Source organism: Leisingera sp. S2M4, from assembly GCF_055398055.1.
Genome location: NZ_AP040862.1, coordinates 517,513 through 536,423 on the forward strand (window position 1 = coordinate 517,513; position 18,911 = coordinate 536,423).

General features: G+C 60.6%; 20 protein-coding genes. 15 read left to right on the top strand and 5 right to left on the bottom strand.

From position 1 onward, the window contains the following. The first annotated feature begins 10 nt into the window (after nucleotides 1–10). Complete coding sequence (locus ACZ52D_RS18665) at nucleotides 11–721, top strand: helix-turn-helix transcriptional regulator (RefSeq protein ID WP_417476160.1); 711 nt, start codon at nucleotides 11–13, stop codon at nucleotides 719–721. A gap of 83 nt (nucleotides 722–804) precedes the next feature. Here the strand turns inward: ACZ52D_RS18665 and ACZ52D_RS18670 are convergent, their stop codons facing one another. The 4 genes from ACZ52D_RS18670 to ACZ52D_RS18685 all read right to left on the bottom strand — a co-directional run bounded on the left by ACZ52D_RS18670 (nucleotide 805) and on the right by ACZ52D_RS18685 (nucleotide 4,920). Further along, nucleotides 805–2,097, bottom strand: a complete 1,293-nt coding sequence (locus ACZ52D_RS18670; RefSeq protein ID WP_464443323.1) for a TRAP transporter large permease — start codon at nucleotides 2,095–2,097, stop codon at nucleotides 805–807. After that, the gene (locus ACZ52D_RS18675) at nucleotides 2,094–2,594 is read right to left on the bottom strand and encodes a TRAP transporter small permease (protein ID WP_464443324.1); all 501 of its coding nucleotides are present in this window, start codon (nucleotides 2,592–2,594) and stop codon (nucleotides 2,094–2,096) included. Before ACZ52D_RS18675 ends, ACZ52D_RS18670 begins: the two co-directional genes overlap by 4 nt. A 64-nt stretch (nucleotides 2,595–2,658) precedes the next feature. Then, a complete protein-coding gene (locus ACZ52D_RS18680; protein WP_464443325.1) occupies nucleotides 2,659–3,696 on the bottom strand; it encodes a TRAP transporter substrate-binding protein in 1,038 nt (345 codons plus the stop codon). Between the two features lie 57 nt (nucleotides 3,697–3,753). Then, nucleotides 3,754–4,920 (bottom strand): amidohydrolase, encoded by a 1,167-nt coding sequence (locus ACZ52D_RS18685; RefSeq protein WP_464443326.1) that lies wholly within the window; start codon nucleotides 4,918–4,920, stop codon nucleotides 3,754–3,756. Between the two features lie 155 nt (nucleotides 4,921–5,075). Here ACZ52D_RS18685 and ACZ52D_RS18690 point away from each other — a divergent pair, with 155 nt between their 5' ends. Next, on the top strand, nucleotides 5,076–5,540 hold the full coding sequence (locus tag ACZ52D_RS18690) for a MarR family winged helix-turn-helix transcriptional regulator (protein ID WP_464443327.1): 465 nt from the start codon (nucleotides 5,076–5,078) through the stop codon (nucleotides 5,538–5,540). A gap of 154 nt (nucleotides 5,541–5,694) precedes the next feature. Here the strand turns inward: ACZ52D_RS18690 and ACZ52D_RS18695 are convergent. Then, nucleotides 5,695–6,452 (bottom strand): IS5 family transposase gene (locus tag ACZ52D_RS18695; protein ID WP_464443328.1). Its coding sequence is split into 2 segments (ribosomal slippage): nucleotides 5,695–6,113 and nucleotides 6,113–6,452, totalling 759 coding nucleotides; the frame shifts between segments, so codons are not numbered across the junction. A gap of 162 nt (nucleotides 6,453–6,614) precedes the next feature. On the opposite strand from ACZ52D_RS18695, the gene ACZ52D_RS18700 reads away from it, so the two are divergent. The 13 genes from ACZ52D_RS18700 (at nucleotide 6,615) to fcl (ending at nucleotide 18,710) form a co-directional block, all read left to right on the top strand. Further along, nucleotides 6,615–7,493, top strand: coding sequence for a MurR/RpiR family transcriptional regulator (locus ACZ52D_RS18700; protein WP_464443329.1), 879 nt, complete (start codon nucleotides 6,615–6,617; stop codon nucleotides 7,491–7,493). A gap of 31 nt (nucleotides 7,494–7,524) precedes the next feature. Continuing rightward, nucleotides 7,525–8,301, top strand: a complete 777-nt coding sequence (locus tag ACZ52D_RS18705) for an ABC transporter substrate-binding protein (protein WP_222454185.1) — start codon at nucleotides 7,525–7,527, stop codon at nucleotides 8,299–8,301. A gap of 42 nt (nucleotides 8,302–8,343) precedes the next feature. Further along, complete coding sequence (locus ACZ52D_RS18710; protein WP_464443330.1) at nucleotides 8,344–9,051, top strand: ABC transporter permease; 708 nt, start codon at nucleotides 8,344–8,346, stop codon at nucleotides 9,049–9,051. A 1-nt stretch (nucleotide 9,052) separates the two neighbouring features. Continuing rightward, nucleotides 9,053–9,787 (top strand): ABC transporter permease, encoded by a 735-nt coding sequence (locus tag ACZ52D_RS18715; RefSeq protein WP_464443331.1) that lies wholly within the window; start codon nucleotides 9,053–9,055, stop codon nucleotides 9,785–9,787. After that, nucleotides 9,784–10,542: an ABC transporter ATP-binding protein gene (locus tag ACZ52D_RS18720; protein WP_464443332.1), complete on the top strand. Its 759-nt coding sequence runs from the start codon at nucleotides 9,784–9,786 to the stop codon at nucleotides 10,540–10,542. The genes ACZ52D_RS18715 and ACZ52D_RS18720 overlap by 4 nt, the downstream gene beginning before the upstream one ends. Nucleotides 10,543–10,568: 26 nt before the next feature. Continuing rightward, entirely contained in the window at nucleotides 10,569–11,720 is a 1,152-nt protein-coding gene (gene menC / locus ACZ52D_RS18725) for an o-succinylbenzoate synthase (RefSeq protein WP_464443333.1), read from the top strand. Continuing rightward, nucleotides 11,717–12,463, top strand: a complete 747-nt coding sequence (locus tag ACZ52D_RS18730) for a GNAT family N-acetyltransferase (RefSeq protein ID WP_464443334.1) — start codon at nucleotides 11,717–11,719, stop codon at nucleotides 12,461–12,463. Before menC ends, ACZ52D_RS18730 begins: the two co-directional genes overlap by 4 nt. A 394-nt stretch (nucleotides 12,464–12,857) precedes the next feature. Further along, nucleotides 12,858–13,790, top strand: a complete 933-nt coding sequence (locus ACZ52D_RS18735; protein ID WP_464443335.1) for a glycosyltransferase family 2 protein — start codon at nucleotides 12,858–12,860, stop codon at nucleotides 13,788–13,790. A 2-nt stretch (nucleotides 13,791–13,792) separates the two neighbouring features. After that, nucleotides 13,793–14,590, top strand: a complete 798-nt coding sequence (locus ACZ52D_RS18740) for an NAD-dependent epimerase/dehydratase family protein (protein WP_464443336.1) — start codon at nucleotides 13,793–13,795, stop codon at nucleotides 14,588–14,590. Then, the gene (locus ACZ52D_RS18745) at nucleotides 14,583–15,359 is read left to right on the top strand and encodes a glycosyltransferase family 2 protein (RefSeq protein ID WP_369924925.1); all 777 of its coding nucleotides are present in this window, start codon (nucleotides 14,583–14,585) and stop codon (nucleotides 15,357–15,359) included. Before ACZ52D_RS18740 ends, ACZ52D_RS18745 begins: the two co-directional genes overlap by 8 nt. Further along, nucleotides 15,356–16,549 carry a DegT/DnrJ/EryC1/StrS family aminotransferase gene (locus ACZ52D_RS18750; protein WP_464443337.1) on the top strand — a complete coding sequence of 398 codons (1,194 nt, stop codon included), beginning with the start codon at nucleotides 15,356–15,358 and terminating at the stop codon, nucleotides 16,547–16,549. Before ACZ52D_RS18745 ends, ACZ52D_RS18750 begins: the two co-directional genes overlap by 4 nt. Before the next feature lie 63 nt (nucleotides 16,550–16,612). Further along, a complete protein-coding gene (gene gmd / locus ACZ52D_RS18755) occupies nucleotides 16,613–17,731 on the top strand; it encodes a GDP-mannose 4,6-dehydratase (protein WP_464443338.1) in 1,119 nt (372 codons plus the stop codon). Nucleotides 17,732–17,735: 4 nt separating this feature from the next. Continuing rightward, complete coding sequence (gene fcl, locus ACZ52D_RS18760; RefSeq protein WP_464443339.1) at nucleotides 17,736–18,710, top strand: GDP-L-fucose synthase; 975 nt, start codon at nucleotides 17,736–17,738, stop codon at nucleotides 18,708–18,710. Nucleotides 18,711–18,911 lie beyond the last annotated feature (201 nt).

The following is an 18,911-nucleotide window of genomic DNA, read 5'->3' on the forward strand; positions in this document are numbered from 1 at the left end:
GTTTGGGGCGATGGCTTCCTGTATTCGGCATATCAATACGTGTCTTGCGCTGCTGGGCAGTGGCGGCTTTGCGTCGGCGTTTTCAGAGTTCATGGAAACGCTGGGGGCCGATCAAGTGATGGTGTTTGCAATCACTGAACGGGATGCGCGCTGCCTGTTTTCGCGCCATTACCGCAACGCCGTGCTGGCCGAAGAACTGTCAGCGCAATATCTGGATGGCTGGTATCTGCAGGATCCACTGCTGCCGGAACTGATGCAGCTGCAGCCGGGGAGCGTCCGGCTACAGCGGCTGGAGGCGGCGACCGGCGCAATGGGCAGCGATTACCGACGGATTTTCTTTGATGAGCCGGGACTGCGAGCGAAGACCACGGTGTTGGCCGCCGGAGAGCGGTTGAAGCTGTTTGTCAGCCTATATCAGACCGGTGGCGCGCAGCCGGAGGCCGATGCGGAGCTTGCGCGCATTGCTGGTCGGCTGGCGCTGATGCATTTCGAGCGTGTCGCCGATAGCGCCACACCGCCTGCTCTGGACGCTTTGAGTGAGCGGGAGCGTGCGGTTTGCCTAGGGATCCTCGCGGGACAAAAGGCGGAGGTGATCGCGGCGGAACTGGAGGTCGCCCCCAACACGGTGATCACCTATCGCAAACGTGCCTACGCCAAGCTGGGGATCAATTCGCGTGCGGGGCTGTTCGCGCTGTGCAGAGACCCAAGTTCCTCGGGCTGAATTGCTGCAAACGCGGCGGGCGGGCCGCGAGAGCTGCCAAAAAAACGTCCCGTCCAGGCAATGGACGCCTGAACGGGGGAGGGTTATCCCACCGTGCTTCCCAACCAAAGGGTGAGGGCAGGGAAGGCGATTAGCAGGGCAAGCCTGGCTACGTCGGCGATGATGAAGGGCACCAATCCTTTGAAGATTTTGACGACCGGTACTTCCGGTAACACTGCCTTGAGAACAAAGACGTTCATACCGACGGGCGGTGTGACAAGGGCGATTTCGGTCACCACGATCACAATGATGCCGAACCAGACCAGGTCAAAGCCTTGGGAAACCACCACCGGTGCGAACAGCGGCACGAAGATCAGAATGATGGCCATTGAGTCCATCACGCAGCCCAGCACTAAGAACACCGCCATGATTACGAAAATCAGCGCGATGCCTTCGAGCCCGCTTGCCTCCACCAGTCCGAGTACACCTGCGGCAAGCCCGGACAGGGTAAGCAGCTTTGAGAGCATCAGAGCGCCGAACAAGACAGTATAGAGAGATACCGAGGTATAGGCGGTATCAATGATAATGGTGCGCAGTACGCTCCAACCTAGCCGTCCGTGAAAAGCCGCGATCAGGATGGCAAGACCGGCTCCCATACCTGCGGCCTCGGTGGGGGTGAAGAGTCTGGCATACAGCCCGCCGATGATCAGCCCGAATAGCAGCAGGAAAGGCCAGACGCCCGACAGCGCCCGGATCTTTTCCGGCCAGGGGGTGCTCTCCCCGCGCGGCGCATGGCTTGGATTCAATGCGGCGATAATTCGGATCGCCACCATATAGGCCGCCAGACCGATCAGCCCCGGTACAACTCCGGCAATGAACAAGTCGCCGATGTTGGTCTGTGTCAGAATTCCGTAGACCACCATGATGATCGAGGGGGGGATCAGGATGCCGAGCGTGCCGCCGGCGGCAATGGTGCCGGCCGCCAACTCGTCTGAGTAGCCGTATTTTTTCATGCTCGGGTAGGATACCTTAGCCATGGTGGCGGCGGTGGCATAACTAGAGCCGCAGACCGCTGAGAAGCCGGAGCAGGCGGCCATGGCGGAAAGCGCCAGCCCGCCGCGCACGTTGCCCACAAAGGCATAGGCGGCGCGGAACAGATCGTGGGCGATCCCGGTCTTGGAAATGACGTTGCCCATCAGGATGAACATAGGCACCACAGCAAGGTCATAGGACAGTACCGCGTCTGAGATCGTCAGCGGCACCAGCTGCAGCGCAATGTGCCAATTGATTGCCAACCCGATACCAACGACTGAAACAGCGATAAGAGAAAAGGCTAGCGGGATCCTGAGGAAGGCCAGCAGGATGGCCGCAGCCATGGACAGAGAACCGGCAATCACAGAACTTCTTCCTTTTGTGTATTTTTAGCGTCGGCCAAAGTACTGTCGAAGACGACGGCAAGTGAGGCCAATGCAGACAGTGCGCAGCTTAGGGCAATGAAGAAGTAAAGCGGTGCGCGCGGTATCCGAAGCGCTTGGCTGACTTCAGATATTTGCATTGCATTGAGGCCGTGTTTTATGAACAGCCAGGCCATCACGCCGAACACGCTTGCGACCAGGAGCCCGATTAGAGTACGCCACCATGCCAACTCAGGGCGGTCCAACAGTTTGTCCAGAAGGTCGATTGTAAGGTGCGCCCCTGCAGCTGTCACCAATGGAAGACCGGCGAAGACAACCAGTGCCATCAGATGCTCGGTAATGTCATTTGCACCGTAAACAGGTTCACCGAACAGTCGTCGGCCAATCACATCAACGAAAGTGAGAGCCACCATGGCGAGCAGAAACAGGGCCATTGCCATTTCTACCGCGCGGCGAATTTTCAGAGATAGAGTACGCATATTACGGCCTCCTTTAGTAGAGAGGGGACGGTGGAACCGTCCCCGGGTGGTTTGCCGAAGAGCGTTATTCTGTGGCCAGTTCGGTGTAGGTCTCTTTGTAGAAAGAGAGCATAGCTTCCGGGTCTTCTACGCCGGATGCCTTTGCCTTTTCGGTCCACTCCCATACCATCACTTCATAGATACTGTTCACCGCAGCAATCAGCTCGGGCGAGGCTTCAGCAATCTCGTGACCTAGAGCGGCCAGCTTTTCCCTGGCGGCTGGGTTCTGCTGATCGAAGTTCTTGCCCCAAGCTGCTGACAAGGTTTCACCGGTGATTGTTTCGATCGCAGCTCTGTCGGCGTCGCTGAGCCGGTCCCATTTGGCGCCATTCATGATGACGAAGAAGGTCGCGTCGTAAAAGCCATCGGGAAAGACGGTATGATATTTGAGGCTGTTTTCGAGGCGGAAGTTGATCACAGATTCCATCGTGTGCAGCGACCCGTCGATGACACCGCTTTCCAGCATTTCATACGCTTTGGTGGCGGGTGCTGCGACCGGAACCGCTCCCAGTTCGCTTAGCAGTTCTTCCTGGATCGGGCCTCCCATACGGAATTTCTGACCGGCCACTTCAACCGGCGTGGTAACTGCTGAGCTTCCGTGGTGCAGCTGGCCGCCGCCGAACATGCCCACTGCCAGCATTTTCACACCGTCGAAGGCAGGGTTGCTGGCCAGGTATTTCTCGTAAGTTTGCCAAAGCGCGCGGCTTTGTGCCTCTGCATCGGTGCCGGCGTTGGGAAATTCTGCGAACCACAGCGGGACGAAGCGCTCTGGCTCGTAAGTGAAATTGCCCCAAGTGATGTCGGCGACACCATTGCGGGCCAGTTCCCAGTGCTGCGGCGGGCTAGCCAGCGGCGCGGGTAGGATGGTCACGGTGACACGGCCTTCCGTGACCTCGGCGACCTTTTCGGTAAAGGGCACGAGAAAGTCGGTATGCACAAAATGCGTTGGCGGAACCCAGGATGACAGCGTCAGTGTCTCCGCGTCGGCGGATTGGGTGGTGGCGCTCAGGACTGCGGTTGCGGCGATGGCACCTACAAGCAAATTTCTAGCTGGGTTGATCATTTGTTTCCTCCCTTGGAAAATAATCGTGTCTCTTCATGTGTGCGGATTTGGTCTGGGTCAGCTGCTGGTCCGTGATCGGGCCAAATCAGCAAATATCGCAGCGCCTAGGGGAATGATTTCCGGGTCAAAAACGAACTCTGGGTGATGCGGCGCCCGTCCATTCTGGCCGATGAAAAAGTAGCTGCCCGGCACTTGGTTCAGAAACTCAGAAAAGTCCTCGGAGGCCATCAGGCTGCGCGCGCCTAGGACGACCTTCTCCGCACCGGCGACTCGTCTGGCAGAAGCCGCCACTGCGGCGGCCGCGTCGTCATTGTTTCGAGTTACAGGAGCAATTTCGGTGACCTGCAGATCTACCTCCACGCCGTAAAGGCTCTCGGTAGCAGCGGCGGCTTCCTTTAGCAGTGTCGCAAGCCTGTCCCGCACATCCTGTGCGTTGCTGCGCATTGTACCTTCAACCCAGACTTCGGCAGGCAGCACATTGCGAACCGTGCCCCCGCTAAGGACGCCAAAGGAAATCACACCGGCTTCCCGCGCATCGATGATCCGGGTCGAGGTTTGCTGTACCATGCCAATAAAAGCTGCGGCCGCCGCGATAGCGTCCTCGCCGGTATGTGGCATTGATCCGTGGGCGCCATTGGCGCGAATGGTGACGTCGATGTTGTCTGCTGACGCCATTGCTGCAGCAGAGGGGATGCCAACATGGCCGGCAGCCAGGCCGGGCAGGTTGTGCAGAGCGTAAATCTCGTCACAGGGGAAGCGTTCGAATAGGCCGTCGGCCAGCATCGCGCGGGCGCCGGTCAGCAGTTCCTCGGCTGGCTGGAAGATGAAATGCACGGTGCCGCCGAAATCTGGGTTGTGTGCCAGATAGGCTGCCGCAGTCAGCGCAGTGACGGTGTGACCGTCATGGCCGCAGCCGTGGAACCGCCCCTTGACCTTGGAACGGTAAGGCACATCGGCTTCCTCTGCCATTGGCAGCGCATCCAGCTCGGCACGGAAGCCGATGCGGCGGCCTGGCGCTGCAGCACTTGCGCCTGCGCCGTGAAGGGTTCCGACGACACCAGTCCCGCCAAGCCCGGTGGCAACTTCATAACCGAATTCCGCTAGCCGACTGGCGACGAAGGCAGCGGTTCTGGTTTCTCTAAAACCGGTCTCGGGGTGGCTGTGGAGATGGTGCAGCCAGCTCTCGGAAGTGGGCTTCTGGATGCTGTACCACTCTGAAAACATGCGTCGGATCCCCTTTATATCTCATGATGAGATGGTTGTTGTTTGAGATTAAATCTGCAAACTGATTGGAGCATAAGAATATTGCTCTTTAAAATCAGGGTATCGACCGATACCTTTTTTGCACCGCCGCACAGAAATTATGTAGTTGGATGGAAATGAAAAAAGTCTTCAAAAACGAAAGGTTGACCTACCGGCTCGAGCTCGTGGCGCAGGAAGCGATCCGTGCAAACGACGAGATATTCTTGCGCGAAACGGGTCTGCGCATCCGGGAGTTGCGGGTCTTGAGGTTGATCGACGACACGCCCGGCACTACGTTTGCGGAGATCGCCAAGGCCACGGGGCTGGAGCGCAGCCTGACATCCAGGATTATACGAACCCTTTTGGGCAACGGTCTGATTGAAAGGGAGAATTCAATCGAAGACGCGCGGGTGTTTCTGCTGAGAACAACTGCAAGAGGGCAAAACATACGCCGCATCGCCCGTCAGTTATCTGACCGTTTGGAGACCATACTGACCCAACCGTTATCGGAACAGGAGCTTGCAACGCTTGACGGAATTCTTGAGCGGCTCGGCAATTGGATCTCCTCGGAACGATACCGGGCCGCTCTGGCTATTGATTAGGCAGCCTGTCCTCGCGTTTCTTCCCAAAGAAACCTTCAGTAAACGTTGCTGCTCGATCCAACCGGCCTTGCGGCAGCGTAGCGCCTGCGGCAAGTCCATCTCGCGGCAGGCGGAGACTAACAGCCTAAACTGGCCATTTTCCTAGGGTCAGGATTCATAACCAATAGATGACGACTGCTGCGAGGGCGATGGCTGAAAGGAAGACCTTGGGACAGCGGTCATAGCGTGTCGCCACGCGCCGCCAGTCCTTGAGCCTGCCAAACATGATCTCGATGCGGTTGCGCCGTTTGTATCGGCGCTTGTCATACTTCACTTTCGCCGTGCGCTGATTTCGGCCAGGGATACAAGCGCGTATCCCTTTGACCTTCAACGCGTCTCGGAACCAGTCAGCGTCATAGCCGCGATCTCCGAGCAGCCAGTCCACCTTGGGTAGGCTGCTCAGTAACGCCCGCGCACCGATGTAGTCGCTGACCTGCCCAGCGGTGACGAACAGCCTGAGCGGTCGCCCTTGGCTGTTGCAGATGGCATGCAGTTTGGTATTCATGCCGCCCTTGGTTCGCCCGATCAGGCGACTTTGCCCCCCTTTTTCGCGGCCATGCTGGTCGCTGTGCGGTGGGCCTTCAGGTAGGTCGCGTCGATCATCATGGTCTTCTCTTCGCCGCATTCGGCAGCCAGCCCGACCATCATCCGCGCAAAGATGCCTTTCTCGCTCCAACGCTTCCACCGGCTGTAGAGCGTCTTGTAGGGACCATAGGTGGCAGGAGCGTCACGCCATCGCAAACCATTGCGATTTATGAAGATAATTCCGCTCAGCACCCGCTTGTCATCAACCCGAGGCTTGCCATGCGACTTCGGGAAAAAAGGGGTGAGCTTGGCCATCTGCTCGTCGGTCAGCCAGAAAAGATCGCTCATGTCACAGCTCCATTTTCCGAGCCATGAATCACGGAGTGCGGCGGAAATCAATGCATCCTGACCCTAAGGCGCTTTCAGGAGGTTTTTCTGACATTGTTGACTCTGTGAAAGTTTTCTTGCAAAGTTTCGTAAGAAGCCCATTCCACTGCAAGGTCTGCAATTTTGTCCGCCCCTCTCCGCTCCAAACTGACCCATGCGCTTGAAACCGGTTCGAAAGCCGAACGGGCCATCGCCAATTTCATGCTGAGCACCTTGGATCAGGTGCCGTTTGAGACTGCCGCCAGCCTGGCCGCGAAGGTCGGGGTGAGCGAAGCCACCGTTGGGCGCTTCTGCCGCGGACTTAGCTACGCCAGTTTCAAGGACCTGAAGGAGCATCTGAAGGGGGATTTGGGCGATCACCCCTGGCTGGTCAGCGACCGGCTGAACGAGCTGCGCAAAACCGCGCGCGATGACGAGGGCCATCTTGCGCAAGGCATGGAGCTCGAGATCGCGGCGGTGGTGAAGATCTATGAATATGCCCGCTCCCCCGAATGGCAGGCTGTCGTCGCCCGGCTGGCCACCACCCAGAATGTCTATGTCGCCGGGTTTCAGACCGAGCGCGGGCTTGCCCAGTATTTTGCTAACCAGATGCAGTATCTGCGCGACCAGGTGACCCTGCTGGATCTGGCCGCCGGCAATTTCGCCGAGGTGCTGGCCTCGGAGCAGGACGCCTGCCTGGTGATCTTCGAGGCCCGGCGGTATTCGCGGCTGGCCAAGCTGCTGGCGCGCTCCGCGAAGGCGGTCGACATCCCGGTCACCCTGATCACCGATGCGTTCTGCGACTGGGGCCATGAGGCCGCGGACGAGGTCTTTGCCGTGCCGACCCAGTTCAACCAGTTCTGGGACTCCACCGCACAGATGGCGAGCCTGTCCAACCTCATCATCAATGGCGTCTTCATGGAGCTGGGGCCGCAGGTCGAAGGACGCCTGAACCGCATCGCGGACCTTTATGGCCGTTTCACCGGCCATGTGGGTGATCCGGTGTCCGCCATTGAAAAATAACAAGAACTTGGAACCCGACAGGAGACTGAAGATGACACTGAAAAAGACTGTGACCCTTGCGCTTGCGGCAGCGGCCATGACAGCCGGGGCGGCCTCGGCCGAGGGGCTGCGCCTTGGCACCGAAGGGGCCTATCCGCCGTTCAACTACATCGAATCCGACGGCAGCATCGCCGGTTTCGATGTGGAAATCGGGCTGGAGCTGTGCAAACGCATCGGTGAGGACTGCGAGGTCGTGGCGCAGGATTGGGACGGCATCATTCCCGGTCTTCTGGCCGACAAGTACGACTTCATCATCGCCTCGATGTTCATCACCGAAGAGCGCAAGAAACAGGTCGATTTCACCGATCCCTATTACCTGGCCGCGATGACCCATGTGGTGCCGAAGGGTTCGGACATCACCGAGTTCACCAACGAGGCGCTGTCCGGCATGGTGATCGGCGCGCAATCGGGCACCACCCAGGCCGACTATATCGAGGCGGCCTATCCGGATGCTGACATCCGCCTCTACCCGACGCAGGACGAGGTCAACCTCGACATGGCCTCGGGCCGTATCGACCTGCAGGTCGGGGACATGCTGCCGATGCTGGACTGGACCACCAAAAGCGACGATGGCAGCTGCTGCGAACTGGCGGGCGAGCCGATCACCGATCCGGCCTTTGTCGGCGACGGTGTCGGCATTGCCGTGCGCCAAGAGGATGACGCGCTGCGCGAGAAGCTGAACGCCGCGCTGGCCGAGATCCGCGCCGATGGCACCTACAAGGCGATCAATGACAAGTACTTCGACATCGACGTCTACACGATGAAGTAACCGGGGCATCTCCCTGGTCCCTCCAGCCTGAAAAGGTCATCCATGTTTGAACTGTTCTCATACGGTGATGTCGGCTGGGGGGACGAAATCCTGCAGGGGCTGGCGATCACGGTGCAGCTGGCCATCGCCACCTTGCCCGTGGGCCTGTGCATCGGCTTTCTGGCCGCCTTTGCCTCGATGTCCCGTGCGCGGCCGCTGCGGTTTCTGGGCTTCGGCTATACCACCATCATGCGCGGCCTGCCCGAAATCCTGACGCTGTTCGTGGTCTACAACGGTGCCGGTCTGCTGATCAATGCAGCCCTGCGCTGGTGGGCGCCTGAGGCCTCTCCCATCGACTTCAGCCCGTTTGCCGCCGGTGTGGTGGCGCTTGGCATGGTGTTCGGTGCCTTTGCAGCCGAAGTGCTGCGCGGCGCGTTCCAGTCGCTGGACCGGGGCCAGGTGGAAGCGGGGCGGGCCATCGGCATGAGCAGCCGCCAGATATTCCTGCGCATCCAGCTGCCGCAGGTCTGGCGCTTTGCCCTGCCGGGGCTGGGCAACCTGTGGATCAACATGCTGAAGGATACCGCGCTGGTCTCCGTCATTGCGCTAGATGATCTGATGCGGATGACCAAGGTCGCCGTGGGTGTGACCAAGCAACCCTTCACCTTCTACCTGCTGGCCTGCCTGATCTACTGGGCGATGTGCGTCCTGTCGGAACTGGTGCTGGCGCAGATGGAACGCCGCGCCAACCGCGGCATCCGGAGGGCCTGAGATGAACCCCTTTGAAATTCTGGTGCAATACTGGCCCCGGCTGCTGGACGGCACGCTGATGACGATCAAGCTGACGCTCATGGGGGCGCTGATCGCCGCTGCGGTCTCCCCGGTGCTTGCGCTGGTCCGCGTCCATGCCGCGCCGATGGCGCAGGCGCCGCTGCGGATCTATGTGTCGTTCATGCGCGGCACCCCGATACTGGCGCAGCTGTTCCTGATCTTCTACGGCTCGGGTCAGTTTCGCCCGCTGCTGCAGGAGTGGGGCCTGTGGAGCTTTTTCCGCGATCCGTTCAACTGCGCGCTGCTGGCCTTTGCACTGAACTCCACCGCCTATCAGAGCGAAATCCTGCGCGGCGGCATTCTGGGCGTGCCGCGCGGCGAGATCGAAGCCGCCAAGGCCATCGGCCTCAGCCGGCTCAAGACGCTGCGCCGGGTGGTGTTCCCGCATGCCTACCGGATTGCCTGGCCCGCGCTCGGCAACGAGGTGATCCTGCTGATGAAGGCCAGCGCCCTGGCCAGCGTCGTCACCGTCTTTGACCTGATGGGCCGCACCCGGCAGGTGTTTTCCAAGACGTTCGACTTCTCGGTCTATCTCTGGGCTGCGCTGATCTACCTCTGCATCACGGCCATTTTTGTCCTGCTCTGGCGGCAGGCTGAACGCCGCCTCAGCCGCCATATCGGCGCGCGCCATACCTCCCAAGCCACCGCCCAGCCCCTGAAGGAGACACGGGCATGACCGCACCGGATACCATTGTGAAGGCCGAAGACATCCACAAGTCCTTTGGCAATGTCGAGGTCCTCAAGGGGATCTCGCTGGAAGCCCGGAACCACGACGTGATTTCCATCCTTGGCTCCTCCGGCTCGGGCAAGTCGACCTTCCTGCGCTGCCTGAATTTTCTGGAGACGCCGACCTCGGGCAAGGTGACCGTGCACGGCGAAGAGATCCTGGTGAGGAACGGCAAGCCGCAGAGCGCGCGCCACATCGAGGCGATCCGCGCCCGGCTGGGCATGGTGTTTCAGCAGTTCAACCTGTGGACCCACCGCACGGTGCTGGAAAACGTGATGGAAGGGCCGGTCCAGGTCAAGGGCGAGAGCAAGGCCGAAGCCCGCGACCGCGCCGAAATGCTGCTGCGGCGGGTTGGTTTGCAGGAGCGCATGCAGATGTACCCCGCACAGCTGTCCGGCGGCCAGCAACAGCGCGTGGCGATCGCCCGCGCCCTGGCGATGGAGCCCGATGCGATCCTGTTCGACGAGCCGACCTCGGCGCTCGACCCCGAGCTGGTGGGCGAGGTTCTGAAGGTGATGCAGGACCTGGCGGCTGAGGGACGCACGATGATCGTCGTCACCCACGAGATGGGCTTTGCCCGCGAGGTGTCCTCGGAGGTGGTCTTTCTGCACGAGGGCCGCATCGCTGAGCAAGGCCCGCCCGAAGAGATGTTCACCAATCCCAAAACAGACGAATTCCGCCGGTTCATCGCCAAGGCGATGTAATCCCGGCCCTTATTCAGGTTTCAGATATGTCCAGTGACGCCCCCATTTCGCCCGCCCCGCTGCACCAGGGCATCCGCATCGAGAGCGCCGAGCTGCGCATCGTCAGCCTGCCGTTGCTGACCCCCTTCGTGATTTCTTCCGGCACGATGACCGCCAAGACCTTTCCGCTGCTGGTGCTGAAGGGCGAAGGCATTGAAGGCGTCGCCGAAGCGGTGATGGACCCGGCGCCGGATTACCTCGAAGAGACCATTTCCGGCGCGATGACCTTCCTGCGTGAGGTTCTGCTGCCGCAGATCGTCGGCAAGCGCTTTGCCTCGCCCTATGAGTTGCAGCCGATCCTGTCGCCCTGGCGCGGCAACCGCATGGCCAAGGCGGTGGTTGAAATGGCGTTCTGGGACCTTTGGGCCAAGAGCCTTGGACTGCCTTTGCAGGCGGCTCTGGGCGGTACCGGCGATCATGTCGACGTCGGCGTGAGCCTGGGCATCGCACCGGTGGAGACCACGCTGGAGCGGGTCGGCGCGGCGCTGGAGCAGGGCTACAAGCGCACCAAGCTGAAGATCGCACAGGGCCATGACGTCCGCATCGTCGAGGCGGTCCGCAGTGAATACCCGGACATCAAGCTGACGGTCGATGCCAATACCGACTACGGGCTGGCGGATCTGCCGGTGCTGCAGGCGCTGGACGATTTCGGGCTGGATTACATCGAACAGCCGCTGGCCTATGACGACATCCACGACCACGCCAAGGTGCAACGCAGCCTGCGGACCGCGATCTGCCTCGATGAAAGCATCCGCAGCGCCAGCGACGCGCGCAAGGCGCTGGAAACAGGCGCCGCGCGGGTCATCAACATCAAAGTCGGTCGCGTCGGCGGCTTTGCCGAGGCGCGCGCCATTCACGACACCTGTGCAGCCTTCGGCGTGCCGGTCTGGTGCGGCGGCATGCTGGAAAGCGGCATCGGCCGGGCGCACAACATCCACCTGGCGACACTCGCCAATTTCACCAAGCCCGGCGACACCTCCAGCGCCAGCCGTTATTTCGAACGCGACATCACCAACGAGGCGCTGGAGGCGCGCAATGGTGAAATGCCGGTGCCCCGGCAGGGGCCGGGCATCGGCGTCACGCTGGACCGCGCCTATCTGGAGACCGTCACCGACCACACCGAGGAGGTCACCGCATGAACATGCCGAACGCAGGGCTGCTCCTGCGCGAGCTGAGCGGCGTGGCTGAACTCAAGCACGCGGAATGGTTCCAGAAAGAGGTCTGGGGCAAGGACGATCCGCCGGACAACTCCGATCTGATGCTTGCGATCCAGCACGAAGGCGGGCTTGTCGCGGGGGCCTTCAAGGACGGGCGCATGCTGGGATTTCTGTTCGGCTTTCCGACCAGCCAGCCGCATATCCAGCACTCGCACCGGCTGGCCGTGCATCCCGACAGCCGCGGGATGGGATTGGGAGCGAAGCTGAAATGGTTCCAGCGCGACTGGTGCCTCGCACGCGGTATCACGCTGGTCCGCTGGACGTTCGATCCGCTGCGCCGCATCAACGCGGGGCTGAATATCGCCCGTCTGGGCGGGTCTGCCAGCACGTATTACCAAGATTATTACGGCGAAATGGTCGGCATCAACGCTGGCATCCCATCCGACCGGCTGCTTGTCGACTGGCATCTGACCGCTCCGCGCGTTGAAGCGCTGGCAAAAGGGCAGGCAACGGCTGTCGCGGACGGGGCAGGGGAGACCTTGACGGTAGAGGTTCCCAAAGACCTGGACAGGCTGCGGGTTGCCGATCTGGACGCGGCCATTTCCGAGCGGCTCCGGGTGCGGGAAGAAATGACTTCCGCCTTTTCCCAAGGATACAAGGTCGAAGGGTTCGACACCGAGGCCTGCTGTTACCTTTTGGCCAAGGTCGATGGGGCGGCGTCATAACCAGAAGACCGGAAATGCTTGGCGGGTAATGCCAGAAAGGTGACTGCAGGGCAGCAGCCACCGCGAGCGCCGTCACCCCTTCGTTTCTTGGGCCGACTTGATCCATTTGTGGCGGTCGTACTGAGGCTTTTGTGCGCGTTCTGAGGGGGAGGCGTGTGTCTGTCAGGCTGCTCGTCGATCCGCCGGTAGAGGAGCGGTCCTGTCGCGGCGCGGCTTTCTGCGGAGCCGAGCCTGCAGAGCTGTACGCATTGATGTAGCCTGACATCAAGGGGACGATTTTACCCATGTCACCCGTGGCTCCAGTCTTGGCAATTTAACTCAATCTTATTTTTTGCTCCGTATTCCAAGTCCAGCTGGGAGAATCCCACGCGAAGGGAATTGGAGAAGCCACGGAATGCAGTTCGTATCCCATAATCAGCCCGATGAAACGCATGAGAACCGCCCATTGGTGACCGTTTTCTGCGCGGTCTGGCACAAGCAAACCGACAAGCTGGAGCTGCTGCGTTCGCATTGGGAAAACCTGAAAGCGCAGTCCATCCCTGTTGAACCCTGCTACATCTTCGACAATGGAGATGAGGCCCCGGATTGGCTGGACGCGCCGTGGCATTCCTTTTCCGCTCCCCTGACCATCTACGAAGCCTGGGCTGCGGGGGTGGCGCTTGCCAAGACCCGCTATGTCATGAACCTCAACATGGATGACCGGCTGGCGGTGGGCGCTGCGCAGGAACTGGTGGAGGCCGCGAGGACGACCAAGTCTGCCCTGGTCGGCGGCGACTGGCTGATCTGTTTCGACCGGGAGCATCTGTCGCTGGAGTTTCCGGTGACGGGGATCGAAGACACCCAATTCGTGCCGAACTGGCCGCCGCGCCCTCAACAAGGGCTGAGGTTGGGCAGCGGATCGGGCGAGCGCGGCACCTTCGGCGCCGCCACGCTCTGGGATCTGGATATCGTCGGTAAATGGTACCCGACCTATTTCGGCAATGGAGAGCCGATCCTGTCGATTGGTGATACGATCTTCTGGACCCTGCTGCAGCAGAAGAAACTGAAGCTGACACGCCTGCCGAAGATCATTGGCCGCTACTACTCCGATCCGGACGCCCAGGCGGAATTCCGGCCACACAAGGACAATGAACTCGTCAAGACGGAAGGGCTGAGCAAGAAGTCCTTTGCCAACGGCGTGCTCAGCAATGATTTCTCCTGGTACAACAAGCCGGAGGCCTTTGCCGCGCGCCGACCGCTGAACAAGATCGAAAAGCAGAGCGCCAGCCTGGAAGCGCGCTACCGCAGGATCTTTGGCCTTCCCGCGCAACCGGTTGCCGCGGAGTAACAATGGCGGCAAAGATCTATATCACGGGCAGCGGCGGCATTGTCGGCCGTCATGCGCTCAACGCGCTGGCCGAGCTTGCCCCTGGGGCCGAGGTGATCCGCAACAGGGCGGACCTGACCAACCTTGCGGAGACCACTGCGGCATTGGCAGAGGCGGGCCCGCTGGACCTCGTTATTCACCTGGCCGCCATGGTTCCGGTTGCAGATGTCAACGCCAACCCGGCCAAGGCCTATGCGGTCAATGTCGGCGGGACGATCAATCTGCTGTCGGCGCTTGCGGGCTCGTCCGCCCGGATGCTGCTGTGTTCGTCCAGTCATGTTTACGCCAGCCGGGAAACCCCGATTTCGGAGACGGCGGAGACCAAGCCGGTCTCGGTCTACGGGCAGAGCAAGTTGATGGCTGAACAGGCCGCACAGGAAATTTGCGCCGCGTCGGGTCGGTCGCTGTGCATCGGGCGCGTGTTTTCCATTCACGATCCTGACCAGACCGGCAGCTACCTGCGACCGGCGCTGGAAAGGCGGTTTGCCGAGGCTGATCCGGACGCCGAGTTCGAACTGTATGGCGCCGACGGTCTGAGGGATTTTCTCGCCGCCAGCGCTGCGGCGCGGTATCTGGTGCGGCTGGCGCTGTCGAACGCGGAAGGCGTGGTGAACGTGGCCTCAGGCAAGCCGATGACGGTGGCTGATTTCGCCCGGTCCCTGGCGCCGTTCCCACTCAAGATCAAACCCATGGGGCAGAGCAACAATCTGGTCGCGGATGTTTCGCGCCTGCACGACATACTTGGAGAAGGTAATGCCTGAACAGATTTCCATCGTTATCCCGACCTTCAACCGGGCGGAGATGCTGCCAAAGGCCATCGACAGTGCTCTGGCGCAAACCCATCCCTGCGAGGTCATCGTAGTGGATCACGGTTCGACCGACACTACGCCGGAGGTTGCGGAACGCTACGGTGACAAGATCATCTACGTGCGCCGCGAGCGCGATTTCGGCCCGCACTTCTGCTGGCTGGAGGGGGTGCTGCATGCCTCGGGAGAGTATGTGCATCTGCAGTATGACGACGACTGGATTCACCCCACCTTCATCGAGAAATGCGCGGCGCTGCTGAAAGGTGACGTGGGCTTTGCCTTTACCGGCGCCGAGGTGGTCGACGACAGCAGCGGCAAGCAGATGATGACCCAGTTTCTGGATTGGTTGCCGTCTTCGGGGGTCTTTGAAAACCATCTGGCCGAGGAAAAGATCGTCGGATCGCTGATTTCGCCCGGTGCCGCAGTGTTTCGCAAACAAATCCTGATTGACGCGCTGTACCAGGGGCGGTTGCCGCTGCAGGGGCATGAGTATCACGGCGTTGGGCCGGATATTTTTGCGTCGCTGCTGTCGATGCTGCGCTACCCCAAGGTGGGCTTTGTCAAGGAACCCCTGGCCAGCTTCCGCGCCCATGATGGCAGCATCACGATCGATGCCTTCAAGGATGCGCGCAAGAAGGCCGAGATCGCGGCGGCCTACAATGAGGTGCGCCACTACTATGTGGAACTGAAGGCCATGCAGGCTGTGCGGGAGGCACGCGCATGAACATGATAGCCCGAAAGCCGGTGACCCTGGCGGAGGAAACGATTTCGCAGGCCGAGCTGGAAGCGACGGCGGAATGGATGCTGGCCGGCAACCGGCTGACCAAGGATGCGCTGACCGTAGAGTTCGAGCGCGAATTCGCGGAGTGGATGGGCTGCAACCACGCGGTCTTCGTCAACTCGGGCTCTTCGGCCAATTTGCTGATGATCTACGCCGCCAAGGAAGCCGGGCGGTTGCGCAACAACAAGGTGATTGCCCCCGCCGTCAGCTGGGTCACTACGGTATCGCCGCTGATGCAGCTGGGCTTTGACGTACGACTTTGTGACTGCGACCCGGACAATCTGGGCCTCGACCTCAACCATCTCGAGGAGCTTTGCCGCAAGGAAGCGCCGTCGATGCTCATCCTGGTGCATGTGCTGGGCCACGCAAATCACATGAAGGAAATCAAGGAGATCTGCGACCGCTACGACATCCTGCTGCTGGAAGACAGTTGCGAGGCGCTGGGGTCCACCTATGGGGATCGCAAGCTGGGTTGCCACGGCGCGGCGGGCAGTTTTTCATTCTACTACGGCCATCATATCTCGACCATCGAAGGCGGCATGGTCGTCACCGACGATGCCGAGCTGCACCAGGTGATGCTGTCGCTGCGGTCCCATGGCTGGAGCCGCGACCTGGATCCGCAGCGCCGCGAGCGGTTGAAAAGCCAGCACAAGATCGACGAATTCCGCAATTTCTACACCTTCTACCATGCGGGCTTCAATCTGCGCTCCACCGACCTTCAGGCCTTTATCGGGCGCATGCAGCTGAAGAAGCTGGATGACATCTGCACCGTCCGGGCGCGCAACTTCGACGCCTATGCAGAGGCTCTGCCTGGTCACTACCGGCAGCGCAGCGATACCGGGCTGCTGTCGTCCTTCGCCTACGGCACGTTGGTGGAAAACCGGATGGAGGTGTTTGAAACGCTGAAGGCGCACCAGATCGAATGCCGCCCGCTGATCTGTGGCAACATCGCGCGCCATCCCTTCTGGGTGCGCGAATATGGCGAACAGATCCTGCCCAATGCGGACCTGGTTCATGAATTCGGCATCTACTTGCCGAACCACCACAATCTGGGCCGCGCCGATGCGCAGAGGGTGGCGGAGGTCTTTGCTTCCGTTGCCCGGCCAAAAGACATGAGCGCTGCAGCGGCCTGAAAAGGACGCGAGCCAAGGTGGCTTTGTGAAAGCCACATCACAGAACACGACGGAATACGGTCTATGAAAAAAGCTCTGATTACAGGCGTTACCGGGCAAGACGGGTCTTATCTGGCGGAACTGTTGCTGGAAAAAGGCTATGAGGTACATGGCATCAAGCGGCGCGCCTCGTCGTTCAACACCCAGCGGATCGATCATATCTACCAGGACCCGCACACGGATCACGCCCGCTTCAAGCTGCATTATGGGGACCTGACCGACACCTCGAACCTGACCCGCATCATGCGCGAGGTGGAGCCGGACGAGGTATATAACCTCGGGGCGCAATCCCACGTGGCGGTGTCCTTCGAGGCGCCGGAATATACCGCTGACGTGGATGGGATCGGCACCCTGCGCCTGCTGGAAGCAATCCGCTTTCTCGGGCTGGAGGAGAAGACCCGCTTCTACCAGGCCTCGACGTCCGAGCTTTATGGTCTGGTTCAGGAAACCCCGCAGCGGGAAACCACTCCGTTCTATCCCCGGTCACCCTATGCGGTGGCCAAACTCTACGCCTACTGGATCACGGTGAACTACCGGGAAGCCTATGGCATGTATGCCTGCAACGGTATCCTGTTCAACCACGAGAGCCCGCGCCGCGGCGAGACCTTCGTGACCCGCAAGATTACCCGCGGGCTGGCCAATATTGCGCAGGGGCTGGAGCCTTGTCTTTACATGGGCAATATTGACGCCCTGCGCGACTGGGGACACGCCAAGGACTATGTGCGCATGCAGTGGATGATGTTGCAGCAGGAGGCGGCGGATGATTTTGTCATCGCGACCGGACAGCAGTATACGGTGCGCCAGTTCATCAAGTGGGCGGCTGCGGAACTGGGGATCATGCTGGAGTTCTCTGGCAGTGGTGTAGAGGAAATTGCAACGGTGGCCGCGATAGAGGGGGACCGGGCGCCTGCCCTGAAACCCGGAGACGTGATAGTGCGGATCGACCCGCGGTATTTCCGCCCTGCTGAAGTGGAGACCCTGTTGGGGGACCCGACCAAGGCGAAGGAAAAGCTGGGTTGGGTGCCGGAGATCACGGCACAGGAAATGTGCGCCGAAATGATAGCCGAGGATTTGCACACAGCCCGCCGCCACGCGTTGCTCAAGGAGCACGGCTACGAGATGCCGGTCTCGCTGGAGGACTGAACGCATGAAGATATTCGTGGCGGGTCACCGTGGTATGGTTGGCAGTGCGATCATGCGCCAGCTCGCCGAGCGCCGGACCAAGGGGGAGCCGCTGGACCTGGTCACCCGCAACTCCGCGGAGTTGGACCTGACGGATCAACAGGCGGTCTTTCGCTTCTTTCGGGCGGAGCGGCCGGACCAGGTGATCCTGGCGGCGGCACGGGTGGGGGGCATTCATGCCAACCACACCTACCCGGCGCAGTTCATCTACGAAAACCTGATGATCCAGTGCAATGTGATCCACGCTGCCTATGAAGCCGGGGTGCAAAGCCTTCTGCAACTCGGATCGTCCTGTATCTACCCCAAGGAGGCCGACACCCCGACCCGGGAAGAGCAGCTGTTGTCCGGGCCGCTGGAGCCGACAAACGAGCCCTACGCGATTGCAAAGATTGCAGGCATCAAGCTGTGTGAAAGCTACAACCGCCAGTATGGTACCGATTACCGCTCGGTCATGCCGACCAACCTTTATGGACCGGGTGACAATTTCCACCCGGAAAACTCGCATGTGCTGCCGGGGCTGATCCGTCGTTTCCACGAGGCGGTTCAGCAGGGGCACCAAAAGGTCGTGATCTGGGGCAGCGGCGCGCCGCAGCGGGAATTTCTGCACGTTGACGACATGGCGGCGGCATCGCTGTTCGTGATGGATCTGCCGCTGGAGACGTACCAGCGCGAAACCAGTCCGATGCTGTCACATATCAATGTTGGCAGCGGCAAATCGCTGGACATCAGGTCGCTTGCCGAAATGATCGCCCGCATCACCGGTTTCCGCGGAGAGCTGGAGTTCGACACGACCAAGCCGGACGGTACGTTGCGGAAATTGATGGATGTGTCGCGGTTGTCGCGGCTGGGCTGGGAAGCCAGCATCGACCTCGAGGAGGGGATCGCGGAGACATATCGGTGGTTCCTGCAGCAGAACCAGGGGTCTTTGCGCAGCAAGTGAACACGTAAACTGCAGGCGGTGGCAGCGATGTCGCAAAGCCGCATCTCGGATGACGACCGCCTTGCATCGCCACAAGAGGGATCACCGCTTTCTGCGACCCGCCGCCGGTCTATGGGCGCTGCAGGGGCTCTGGAAGTTGAAGGGGAACTACTTCGTACGATCATGCGTTGCTTTGGGGAGCGAACCCAGAGGGAAAGATGA

What these genes read in the sequence shown, in the direction of transcription:
- ACZ52D_RS18665 (WP_417476160.1), top strand. Translation starts at nt 11, where the DNA reads ATGGCTTCCTGTATTCGGCATATCAATACGTGTCTTGCGCTGCTGGGC.
- ACZ52D_RS18705 (WP_222454185.1), top strand. Translation starts at nt 7,525, where the DNA reads ATGACACTGAAAAAGACTGTGACCCTTGCGCTTGCGGCAGCGGCCATG.
- ACZ52D_RS18710 (WP_464443330.1), top strand. Translation starts at nt 8,344, where the DNA reads ATGTTTGAACTGTTCTCATACGGTGATGTCGGCTGGGGGGACGAAATC.
- gmd (WP_464443338.1), top strand. Translation starts at nt 16,613, where the DNA reads ATGAAAAAAGCTCTGATTACAGGCGTTACCGGGCAAGACGGGTCTTAT.
- ACZ52D_RS18735 (WP_464443335.1), top strand. Translation starts at nt 12,858, where the DNA reads ATGCAGTTCGTATCCCATAATCAGCCCGATGAAACGCATGAGAACCGC.
- ACZ52D_RS18745 (WP_369924925.1), top strand. Translation starts at nt 14,583, where the DNA reads ATGCCTGAACAGATTTCCATCGTTATCCCGACCTTCAACCGGGCGGAG.
- ACZ52D_RS18720 (WP_464443332.1), top strand. Translation starts at nt 9,784, where the DNA reads ATGACCGCACCGGATACCATTGTGAAGGCCGAAGACATCCACAAGTCC.
- ACZ52D_RS18740 (WP_464443336.1), top strand. Translation starts at nt 13,793, where the DNA reads ATGGCGGCAAAGATCTATATCACGGGCAGCGGCGGCATTGTCGGCCGT.
- menC (WP_464443333.1), top strand. Translation starts at nt 10,569, where the DNA reads ATGTCCAGTGACGCCCCCATTTCGCCCGCCCCGCTGCACCAGGGCATC.
- ACZ52D_RS18680 (WP_464443325.1), bottom strand. Translation starts at nt 3,696, where the DNA reads ATGATCAACCCAGCTAGAAATTTGCTTGTAGGTGCCATCGCCGCAACC.
- fcl (WP_464443339.1), top strand. Translation starts at nt 17,736, where the DNA reads ATGAAGATATTCGTGGCGGGTCACCGTGGTATGGTTGGCAGTGCGATC.
- ACZ52D_RS18750 (WP_464443337.1), top strand. Translation starts at nt 15,356, where the DNA reads ATGAACATGATAGCCCGAAAGCCGGTGACCCTGGCGGAGGAAACGATT.
- ACZ52D_RS18715 (WP_464443331.1), top strand. Translation starts at nt 9,053, where the DNA reads ATGAACCCCTTTGAAATTCTGGTGCAATACTGGCCCCGGCTGCTGGAC.
- ACZ52D_RS18730 (WP_464443334.1), top strand. Translation starts at nt 11,717, where the DNA reads ATGAACATGCCGAACGCAGGGCTGCTCCTGCGCGAGCTGAGCGGCGTG.
- ACZ52D_RS18675 (WP_464443324.1), bottom strand. Translation starts at nt 2,594, where the DNA reads ATGCGTACTCTATCTCTGAAAATTCGCCGCGCGGTAGAAATGGCAATG.
- ACZ52D_RS18690 (WP_464443327.1), top strand. Translation starts at nt 5,076, where the DNA reads ATGAAAAAAGTCTTCAAAAACGAAAGGTTGACCTACCGGCTCGAGCTC.
- ACZ52D_RS18685 (WP_464443326.1), bottom strand. Translation starts at nt 4,920, where the DNA reads ATGTTTTCAGAGTGGTACAGCATCCAGAAGCCCACTTCCGAGAGCTGG.